General features: G+C 69.8%; 9 protein-coding genes. 1 reads left to right on the top strand and 8 read right to left on the bottom strand.

From position 1 onward, the window contains the following. The 8 genes from P409_RS16250 to P409_RS16215 form a co-directional block, all read right to left on the bottom strand. Window positions 1-456, bottom strand: a 456-nt coding sequence (locus P409_RS16250) for an alanine racemase (RefSeq protein ID WP_034839251.1), incomplete at its 3' end; no start/stop codon positions are given. 19 nt (window positions 457-475) lie between these two features. Next, a complete protein-coding gene (locus P409_RS16245) occupies window positions 476-2,098 on the bottom strand; it encodes a GMC family oxidoreductase (RefSeq protein ID WP_034839248.1) in 1,623 nt (540 codons plus the stop codon). After that, a complete protein-coding gene (locus P409_RS16240; protein ID WP_034839244.1) occupies window positions 2,095-2,622 on the bottom strand; it encodes a hypothetical protein in 528 nt (175 codons plus the stop codon). The genes P409_RS16245 and P409_RS16240 overlap by 4 nt, the downstream gene beginning before the upstream one ends. Beyond that, window positions 2,619-4,070, bottom strand: a complete 1,452-nt coding sequence (locus P409_RS16235) for an aldehyde dehydrogenase family protein (protein ID WP_034839241.1) — start codon at window positions 4,068-4,070, stop codon at window positions 2,619-2,621. The genes P409_RS16240 and P409_RS16235 overlap by 4 nt, the downstream gene beginning before the upstream one ends. Next, complete coding sequence (locus P409_RS16230) at window positions 4,070-5,215, bottom strand: amidohydrolase/deacetylase family metallohydrolase (protein WP_034839235.1); 1,146 nt, start codon at window positions 5,213-5,215, stop codon at window positions 4,070-4,072. The genes P409_RS16235 and P409_RS16230 overlap by 1 nt, the downstream gene beginning before the upstream one ends. A gap of 34 nt (window positions 5,216-5,249) precedes the next feature. Continuing rightward, window positions 5,250-6,266, bottom strand: a complete 1,017-nt coding sequence (locus P409_RS16225) for an ABC transporter ATP-binding protein (protein WP_034839231.1) — start codon at window positions 6,264-6,266, stop codon at window positions 5,250-5,252. Window positions 6,267-6,280: 14 nt separating this feature from the next. Beyond that, the gene (locus P409_RS16220; protein WP_034839256.1) at window positions 6,281-8,152 is read right to left on the bottom strand and encodes an ABC transporter permease; all 1,872 of its coding nucleotides are present in this window, start codon (window positions 8,150-8,152) and stop codon (window positions 6,281-6,283) included. 109 nt (window positions 8,153-8,261) lie between these two features. Then, window positions 8,262-9,575 (bottom strand): ABC transporter substrate-binding protein, encoded by a 1,314-nt coding sequence (locus tag P409_RS16215; protein ID WP_034839226.1) that lies wholly within the window; start codon window positions 9,573-9,575, stop codon window positions 8,262-8,264. A 229-nt stretch (window positions 9,576-9,804) separates the two neighbouring features. Between P409_RS16215 and P409_RS16210 the strand changes: the two genes are divergently transcribed. After that, on the top strand, window positions 9,805-10,069 hold a 265-nt coding region (locus P409_RS16210; protein ID WP_193366498.1), incomplete at its 3' end, for a MarR family transcriptional regulator.

The raw sequence follows: 10,069 nt of genomic DNA, 5'->3' as shown, positions 1-10,069 counted from the left end.
CACGCCGCAGCGGCCGGTGCCGACATCGATCTCGACCAGCACGCTCAGCCGCGTGCCGGCCGCCTCCGCCGCGGACTCGATCACCGCGATGCCGTCCGGATGGTCGGCGCAGACGGCGACCCGCGTGATCCGGGCCAGCGCCGCCAGCCGCGCCAGCTTGCGAGGGGACACCACCTCGTTGCTGACCAGGATGTCCGGCACACCGCCCCAGGCCAGGACCTCGGCCTCCGCCACCTTCTGGGTGCATTGGCCGACGGCACCGCGCGCCAGCTGCAGATGGGCGATGACCGGCGATTTGTGGGTCTTGGCGTGCGGTCGCAGCCTGACCCCGGCCGCCGCGGCCAGCCCGGCCATGTGGTCGAGATTGGCCTCGAAGGCATCGAGGTCGAGGATCAGGGCCGGGGTGTCGACCTCCTCCTCGCGCATGCCCGGCTCGGCCGGCGGCGGCTGCAGCATCGATCGGACTCCTTCGGGCCTAGGCCGCCATCGGCCGGGTCGCGCCCTTCAGCTCGCGGAAATTGTCGCGGATATGGGTCGCCGCCCGCAAGGCCAGGGCCGAAATCGTCGGGGTCGGGTTGACCACGCCGCCGGTGGCCAGGACGCTGCCGTCGACGATGAACAGGTTCGGCACGTCCCAGCTCTGGTGCCATTGGTTCACCACCGAGGTCTCGGGGTCGCTGCCCATGCGGCAGGTGCCGATCATGTGCCAGGCCGGGGTGCGGTAGACGCCGTCCTTGTCGCGATAATCCTGCAGCTTCACCTCGAAGGCGCCGGCCGCGGTGCCGATGTCGACCAGCCGGTCGAGCATGTAGTTCATCATCCGCCGGTCGTTCTCGCCCGGCAGGTAGTGCATGGTCGCGACCGGGATGCCGTCGGCGTCGCGCTTCACGGGGTCGAGGGCGACGCGGTTCTCCGGGTTCGGCAGGTCGTCGCCGATGGCGTAGATGCCGATGCCGTGGCCGAAATGGCGCTCGAACCAGCGATGGTGGTCGCGGCCCCAGGGTGCGCGCGTCTCGGTGATCCAGCCCGCGGCGACCTCGGCGGCGGCCGAGGTGCTGGTCAGGCAGTTGAAGTTGAAGCCGTTGACGAAGCCGCGGCCGACATCGGTCTCGGCGAATTGCCGGCTGATCAGCGAGGCGACATAGCCCATATGGCCGTCGATCGGCTCGTCGACCCAGATCTCGGCCCCCACCAGCGTGTGGTGCAGCAGGTTGCGGCCAACCTGGTCCGACTGGTTGGCCAGGTTGTCCGACGCCAGCAGCAGCCGCGGCGTGCCGACGCCGTTGGCGGCGACGACCACGATCTCGGCCGGCTGGAACTCGGTGCGGCCGGTCTCGCGGTCGATGTAGAGGGCACCGGTGGCGCGCCCGTCCCGCCCCTTCTCGATCCGCAGCACCCGGGCGTGGATGCGCAGCTCGGTACCGGCCGCCAGCGCCTTGGGCCAGATCGACAGCGAATACTTGCTCATCGACCCGCGCGGGCAGCCGTTGCAGATGCCGCAGCCGTTGCAGCCGGGCCGGCCGTCATAGTCTTCCGAGATCACTCCCGCCTCCGCCGGCCACCAGTGCCAGCCGAGGGTGTCGAAGGCCCGGGACAGGCGGCGCGCCGCCTTGGTGAAGGGCAACGGCCCGGTCGGGCAGGCCTCGCGCGGCGGCATCGCCGGGTCGCCGGCCAGGCCGCTGACGCCGATCATCCGGTCCGCCGCCTCGTAGAACGGGGCGATGTCCTCATAGGCGATCGGCCAGTTCGGCTGCAGCCCGTGCTCGTCGCCCTTGCGGAAGTCCGACGGGCGGTAGCGCGGCCAGATCGCGCCATAGACATTGGTCGACCCGCCGACGCCGTTCCACATCAGCACCTGCGAGCTGTCGGAGACGACGGGGTAGTCGTCCGGATGGCGGCGGCGGTTGATATCGGCGTTCCACCGGGTGCGGCGCTGCCACGACCAGTCGGGGCTGTAATGCGGATGGTCGCCGGCCTCGACCCAGGAGCCCTGCTCGAGGCAGACCACGTTCAGCCCGGCCTGGGCCAGCACCACGGCGGCGAGGGATCCGGTGGCGCCGGCGCCGATGATGAGAATGTCGCAGGATGGCTTGGTCATCGCTTCAGGCCCCAGGCTTGCGTGCGGTCGCTGTCGAGTTCGAGGGCGGAGATGTCGACCGGTCGCACATCGCCGGTCGCCAGCCAGAGGCCGCGGCCGTGCTTCGGTGCGTCGCGCGCCGGGTCGAAGCGCGGCAGGGGATAGCCCTTCACATGCGGCCGCAGCCGGTAGGGATGGCCCTGGGCGTTGATCACCGCGACCACATAGGGGCTTTCGTAGTAGGCGTAGTAGGCGGCGTCGCGGACCCAGCCGAACAGCTCGGGCTCCGCCGCCTCCAGGGCCTCGGCGATGGCGACACGCCGCTCCTCCGGCTGGCCGGCGAAGGGGCCGCCGGCCCGCAGGATCGCCTGGGCCAGCCGCGTGAGGTCGGGCTCGCCGCGCTCTTCGACCAGGCGGATCGCCAGCGTCGACTGGACGCCGATGGTGGCACCGGAGGGCCAGTCGCCCTCGCCCGGCAACAGCAGGTCGACGAGGTCAGCCAGAAGCCGCGCCGCGACGGCGGAGGTGGGTGTCGTGGTGGTCATCTGCAGGTCCGGGTGATCGAGATCATCTTGAGTTCGGTCATCGCCTCGAGCGTGTGGCAGCCGCCGAGCCGGCCGATGCCGCTGCGGGTACCGGAGCCGCCGCCGAAGGGCAGGTGCAGCTCCCAATACGTGCTGCCGGCATTGACGTTGACGATGCCGGCCGGGATCACCTCGCCGAAGCGCAGCGCCCGGTCCATGTCGGCGGTGAACAGCCCGACGCTGAGGCCGTGCTCGGTGTCCAGCGCGAGATCGAGCGCTTCCGCGTCGTCGTCGAAGGCCAGGACCGGGACCACCGGGCCGAACGTCTCCTCCCGGTTGATCCGCATGTCGCGGGTGACGCCGGTGATCACGGTCGGCTCGAAGAACAGCTCGCTGCCGAGATCGGGGCGCGGTCTGCCGCCGGCCAGCACCGTGGCGCCGCGGGCGACCGCGTCCTCGACATGCTCGCGCACCTTGGCGGCGACCTTCGGATTGTTCAGCGGCCCCATGGTCGTGCCCTGCTGCAGCGGGTCGCCCAGCGTGTGCGACTTGGCGATCTCGACCAGCCGCTGCGCCAGCTTCTCGACGATGCTGCGATGGGCCAGCACTCGGCCGGTGGCGGCGCAGACCTGGCCGGCGTTGAAGAAGGCGCCGCTCGCGGCCGCCGCGGCGGCGCGGTCGAGATCCGCGTCCTCGAACACCAGCACCGGCCCGTTGCCGCCCAGCTCCAGCAGCATCGGCTTGCCGGCGCCGCGCTCGGCGATCCGCTGGCCGGTGGCCGGGCTGCCGGTGAAGCCGATGCCGTTGGTGCCGGGATGGGCGACGATCTCGTCGCCGACCGTCGCCCCCTCCCCGATCACCAGATTGACCACGCCGGGCGGCAGCCCCGCCTCCTCGATCACGCGCATCAGCTCGATCGCCGCCATCGAGGTGGTCGGCGCCGGCACCCAGACGATGGTGTTGCCGGTGGCGATGCCGGGGGCCAGGTATTCGACCGGGATGTTGACCGGGAAGTTCCAGGGCGTGATCACGGCATACACGCCGCGCGGCTGGCGCAGGGTCAGCACCAGCTTGCTCGGGTCCTCCGCCGGCAGCGTCTCGCCGCGCAGTTGCTTGACCAGCTCGGCTGCCAGCCGGAACCCGTCCGCCGCCTTGCCGACCTCGCCCTGCGCCTCCTTGAACGGCTTGCCCTGCTCCAGACTGAGGGTGCGGGCGATGCGGTCACGGGCGCCGTCGATCTGCGCGGCGATGGCCAGGCAGGCCTTGGCCCGCTCCCACACCGGCGTCGCCGCCCAGCCGGGCTGCGCCTGCCGGGCGGCGGCGATGGCACGGCGCGCCGTCTCGCGGCTGCTGCGCGGCAGCCGGCCGATCGGCTCGCCGGTCGCCGGATTCACCGCCGGCATCGTCTCCGCCTCCGCCTCCCAGCGCCCGCCGATATGGTTGGCGAAGGTCTCGACGTCGTCGCGCATCATTCCGCTCCTTCCGGGTGCCACCAGCGCCCGTTGACCACCACGCCCTCGGCGAAGATCCGCCTGCCGGCGGTGACGACCTCGCCGCGCACATCCTCCAGCGGGAAGGCGCCGTCCTTCAGCGACAGGATGCTGGCGTCGCCGACGCTGCCGGGCTTGAAGGTGCCGAGCTCGGGCCGGTTCAGCGCCCTGGCGGCGTTGACGGTCGAGGCCGCGATCACCTCGTCCAGCGTCATGCCGAGCTCCAGGAACTTCGACAGCGTCGTCACCTGGTCGTAGGCCGGGCCGTTGATGCACAGCGCGTGCACGTCGGAGGAGATGGTATCCGGCTTGAAGCCGCGGGCCAGCATCGCCCGGCCGGTCTTCCATGAGAACGACCCCTTGCCGTGCCCGATGTCGAACAGCACGCCGCGCTCGCGCGCCGCCAGCACCTCGGGCTTGATCGTGCCGTCGCGGCTGACCGGCGAGTTCGGGAAGGGCCGGAAGCAATGGGTCAGGACGTCGCCCGGCCGCAGCCGGTCCACCACCGCCTCGTAGGAGGGCGGCGGCTCGTCGATATGGACCATCAGCGGCAGCCCGGTCTCGTCCGCAACCTGCAGGGCGACGTCGAGCGGGGCGATGCCGGCAGGGCCGCTGGCGATGCGGCCGATCCGCACCTTGATGCCGATGATCACGTCTCGGTTGGCCTCCGCCACCTCCACCGCGTCGCGCGCGGCCATCAGCCGGATGTCGTGGCTTTCCCCGACCATGACCCGCTCGGAGAAGGCGAAGATGCCGGCGAAGGAGACGTGCAGATAGACCAGGATGCGGATCCGGCTGGGCTCGATCACATGCTTGCGGAAGCCCGGGAAATTGCCGGGCCCGGCGCTGCCGGTGTCGACGCAGGTGGTGACGGCGCTGGTCCGTGCGAAATCCTCGGCGTCGATGCCGAGCGAGGTGCCGCCCCAATAGACATGGGTGTGCAGGTCGATCAGCCCCGGCGTGACGATCAGGCCGGAGACGTCGCGGACCGCGCCGCCGCCCGGGTCCAGCCCGGCGCCGACGGCCGCGACCTTGCCGCCGGCGAAGGCGACGTCGGCGACGCGGTCGATGCCCTGCGACGGGTCGATCACCCGTCCGTTCCGGAGCACGAGATCAAAGGCCATGGGAGAACGCTTCCTTGCGGTGGGGCGCCGGCGCCTAGACCCGGGCGCCGCTGGCGCGGTCGAACAGGTGGATGCTGCGGTCGGGCGCGGTCAGGGTCAGCCTGGCGCCCGGGTGCAGGCCGTCGGGGTCGCTGCAGGTGGCCTTGACCATGCGGCCGCCGATCTGGACATCGAGGAAATGGACCGGTCCGGCGGGTTCGATCAGCGCCAGCTCGCCGGTCAGGGACAGCGCCCCGTTCTCCGAACCGGCCGACGGCGTCAGGTCGTGCGGGCGGATGCCGACCACCCGGCTGTCGTCCTGGCCGCCGGAGACGGCGGAGCCGGGCAGGAAGTTCATCTGCGGGCTGCCGATGAAACCGGCGACGAACTGGTTGGCGGGCTCGCGATACACCGCCATCGGGTCGGCGAATTGCTGCAGCACGCCGTCATGCATCACGGCGATCCGGTCCGACAGGACCATCGCCTCCTCCTGGTCATGGGTGACGAAGATGGTGGTCACCGCCAGTTCGCGCTGCAGCCGCTTGATCTCGGTCCGCATCCGCACCCGCAGGCTGGCGTCGAGGTTGGACAAGGGCTCGTCCATCAGCAGCGCCGCCGGGTTGCGGACGATGGCGCGGCCGACGGCGACGCGCTGGCGCTGGCCGCCGGACAGTTCGGCCGGCGACCGGTCCAGCAGATCCTCCAGCCCCAGCAGCTCCGCCGCCCAGGCGACCTGGCGCTTGATGGCGTCGGCGCCGACCCTCTGCTGGCGCAGCGGGAAGGCCATGTTGTCCCGCACTGCCATGTGCGGGTAGAGGGCGTAGTCCTGGAACACCAGGGCGATGTTGCGGTCGCGCGGCGCCAGGCCGCTGATGTCGCGCCCATCGAACAGGATGCTGCCGGTGGTGATCTCCTCCAGCCCGGCGATGCAGTAGAGCATCGTGCTCTTGCCGCAGCCGGAGGGGCCGAGGAAGGAGATGAACTCGCCATCGGCGATGTCGAGGTCGAGCCCCTTCAGCACCCGGTGCTGGGCGTAGCTCTTGGACACGGCGCGGATGTTGATCGAGGTCATCGGGGCCTCCTGGCTCAGCCCTTGACGGCGCCGGACAGCGCGCCCTGGACGAGGTAGCGTTGGAACAGGAAGGCGACGAGCACCGGCGGCGCGATCGACAGCACGCTGGCGGCGAACATCGGCCCGTATTCATAGAAGCGCGCCTGGCTGAGGAAGCCCGACAGCACCACCGGAATGGTCTGCGCGTTCGGCGTCGAGGTCAGGATCAGCGCGAACAGGAACTCGTTCCAGCTGACCAGGAAGCAGAAGATCGCGGCGGCGATGATGCCCGGCCGGGCCACCGGCAACAGGATCTTCCACAGCGCCTTCAGCCGCGAGCAGCCGTCGATCAGCGCCGCCCGGTCCAGGCTGGCCGGGATGCCCTCGAAATAGCTCTTCATCATCCAGGCGCTGAGCGGCAGCAGGATGCTGCTGTAGGCGATGACCAGCCCGGCGCGGGTGTCGATCAGCCCGAGCGTGCGGAAGATGACGAAGAAGGGCAGCACCAGGGTCAGCGCCGGGGTCATCCGGGTCAGCAGCAGGCCCCACAGGCTGATCCGGAAGAACCGCGCCTTGCCGTGCCGGGCGAAGGCGTAGCCGGCCAGGGTGCCGAGGGCGACGCTGATCGTCACCACCACCACGCCGACGACGAAGCTGTTCAGCAGCGACAGCGGCACCCGCTTGGCCTGGACGCTGGTCTCGTTGCCGCTCGCCAGCTCCGGCGCCAGCACGGCGGTGAAGTTGTGCAGGGTGAAGCCGCTGGGCACGACCGTGGGCGGCATGCGGATCAGGTCCGAGGCCGGGGTGATGCTCATCAGCACCAGCGCGATGACCGGCAGCGCCGACCACAGGAAGATCAGCAGCGCGGCCAGGGTGAAGGCGATGCGGCCGAGGACGGCCTCGACCCGCCGGGGCAGCCGCAGCCGCGGCCGGTAGGGCGGCAGCGTCACCATGGCGTGACGCCGGCCGGCGCCGGCGCGGCCGCTGTCCGCGCCTTCGGACACAACAGCAGCGCGGCGGCGCTGCCGCGGTCCGAGCACCAGGAAGTAGAGGATCGCCAGGACGAAGCTGAGGATGGTGAGGCCGTAGAGGATCGCCGCCCCTTCCCCGAACTTGAGGAACTGGAAGGAGTAGAGGTAGCCGAGCCAGGCGAAGACCGTGGTGGCGGCGCCGGGCCCGCCGCGGGTCATGATCCACAGGATGTCGAAGGCCATCAGCGAGTTGATCGTCGCGATGATGGCGATGAATAGCAGGTTGGGCTTCAGCCAGGGCAGCGTGATCGCGAAGAAGCGGGCGACCGGACCGGCGCCATCCAGCATCGCCGCCTTGTGCAGGTTGCGCGGCATCGACTGCAGCCCGGCCAGCAGCAGCAGGGCCGTCAGCGGCGCCTGGTTCCAGACCTGGGTCAGGGCGACCAGGTTCAGCGCGCGGAACCCGTCGCCGAGCCAGGGGGTGACCAGGAAACCGAGGCCGAGATCGGTCAAGAGACCGTTCAGCGTGCCGTAGTCGCCGGCATAGACGAAGGACCACAGCACGCCGACCGAGACCGGCGCCATCGCCCAGGGCACCAGCATGACGCTGCGCAGGACGCCGCGGCCGACGAAGCGCTCGTTCAGCACCAGCGCCATGGCCATGCCGATCAGCGTGGTGCCGATCACCGAGAAGGCGGCGAAATAGGCGGTGCGGCCCAGCGCCGCCCAGAACTCGGCATTGCCGAGCATGCCGGCATAGTTGTCGAGCCCGACGAAGATCCAGCGCTTGGTGATCGGGTTGGTGCGGTGCAGGCTGAGATACAGGCTGTAGGCCAGCGGCAGGCCGACGACGGCGATCACGATCGCCAGCGTCGGCGCCACCGCGCCATAGGCGAAGCCCGGGATCCGGCCGATGCGGCGGCGCGGGCGGGACATGGCAGTGGCTTGCGGGATGGTGATCGACACCGGTCCGCCCCTCTCGCAAAGGGTCGCGAAAGGCGATCGCGGCGCGGCCGGGCGGCCCCGCGATCGCCGCTCCTGCTGGCTACTGGTACTGCTGCTTCAGCTCGGCCACCTTCTTGCCGAGCTCATCGACGATCTGGTCGGTCGACATCGTGCCGCGGATGTAGTCCTGCACCCGCTGCATCATGAACAGGTCCCATTCCGGGAACCAGATCTGCTTGGCGATGTCGCGGGAGGTGGCGAGCTCGAGCTGCTTGTTGGTGACGTCGAGGTCGCGCCACTTGCCGAAGCTGGCGACGACCTCGGGGTCGGCCATCACCTCCTTGTAGGCGGAGCCCAGGCCGAAATCGAGCGCCCAACGCTTGATCACATGGTACTGGCCGTCCTTGGACTTGCCGCCGAAGAAGCGCAGCAGGTTCCAGGTGCGGTCGACATCGCTCGGCTGCGCCCCCATCATGTAGACGGCAGTCCAGGCGAAGGTCGACTTGGTCTTGCCCGGCATCAGGGCATTCCTGACCTTGCCCGCGGCCTTGGACAGCTTGGGATCGTTGGCGACCTTCTGGTCATAGTCGTGCAGCACCATGAAGGTGTGCCGGCCGGTGGCATAGCTGGGCACGCCCTCATTGGGCAGCGTCATGATGTCGGCCGCCACCAGCTGCTCCTTGTACAAGGCCTGGTGCGTCTCCAGCACCTTGCGCAGCGCGGCGTCGTCGACGAACTCGCCGGCGGCGTTGAAGACCGGCGCGCCTTCCGCATACCAGCAGGAGAAGATGCTCCAGGACAGCTCCGGCCATTTCTGGCCCCAGGCGCTGTTGTAGGGCGCGTCCGAGATGCCGTCCTTCTTCAGCTTGCGGCAGGCGTCCAGCAGGGCATCCCAGCTGTCGGGCACCTGGAGGCCGACCTTCTGCAGATGCTCCTCATTATAGATGAAGGCGTTGTGCCCGGCGTAATAGGGCAGCCCCGCCAGCTTGCCGTCGGGCAGCGACATCGACTTGACACTGACCGGGAACATGCCGGCCTTCATCTCGTCGACCCCGTCCAGCCCTTCCAGGTCTCGGGTCCACTCCGCCGCGCACCAGCGGGCGATGTGGTCCTCCTCGGCATACAGCATGTCGATGCGCTGGCCGCCCGTCAGCTTGGTCTCGACCACCGGATGATAGTCGCCGGTCACCAGCTCGTAGTTGACGGCCTCGTCGTACAGCTTCTTGAAGGTGTTGACGTTCTCTTCGACGATCTGCGGCTGGAACTGCCAGCCGATGAAGCTCAGCGGCGTGGCCGGCGCGGCGTGGGCCCAGCGGCCGCCGAACCCCGTGGCGGCGGCCCCTGCCCCCAGGGCGGCGCCCTGCAGCACGCGCCTGCGGGACAGCAGATAACGACCCAGCAGATCCTTATCCATTCGCCTCTCCTGTGATTTTGGGCTTGCTTCCAACCGGCGGGAACGACCGCCGGGACGGGCTCGCTTCATTAGTATGTTTGTTCTAGCTCCAAACAAACTTGCCGTCAACACGGAGGACGTGTCACAGAGCATGAATCCGGGAGGATGGCGCCGGGTGGTCCACGCCCGCGCCGCTGCCGATACAATGTCGCGGGGCCGGGCCCTGCCCGCCCTTCAGGAAGTGCAGGTCATGTCGATTGGAAAGATGTCAGGCCGGGCGATGGACGGCGGTGCCGGCGAGGGCGACCCGCTGCCCGGCTCGTCCGCGGAGGCGATGAAGCCGCGGCCCCCGTCCCTGCTGTCGCCGGCCCGGATGGGCGACCTCAACCGCAGCCGGCTGCTGCAGTCGCTGTTCGACCTCGGGCCGACCAGCCGCGCCGACCTAGCCCGCCACATCGGCGTCAACCGCGCCACCATCACCGGCATCGTCCAGCCGCTGATCGATGACGGCATCC

It is taken from the genome of Inquilinus limosus MP06, from assembly GCF_000767795.1.
Classification (GTDB): Bacteria; Pseudomonadota; Alphaproteobacteria; order DSM-16000; family Inquilinaceae; genus Inquilinus; species Inquilinus limosus_E.
This window is presented reverse-complemented; position numbering and strand designations above follow the sequence as displayed.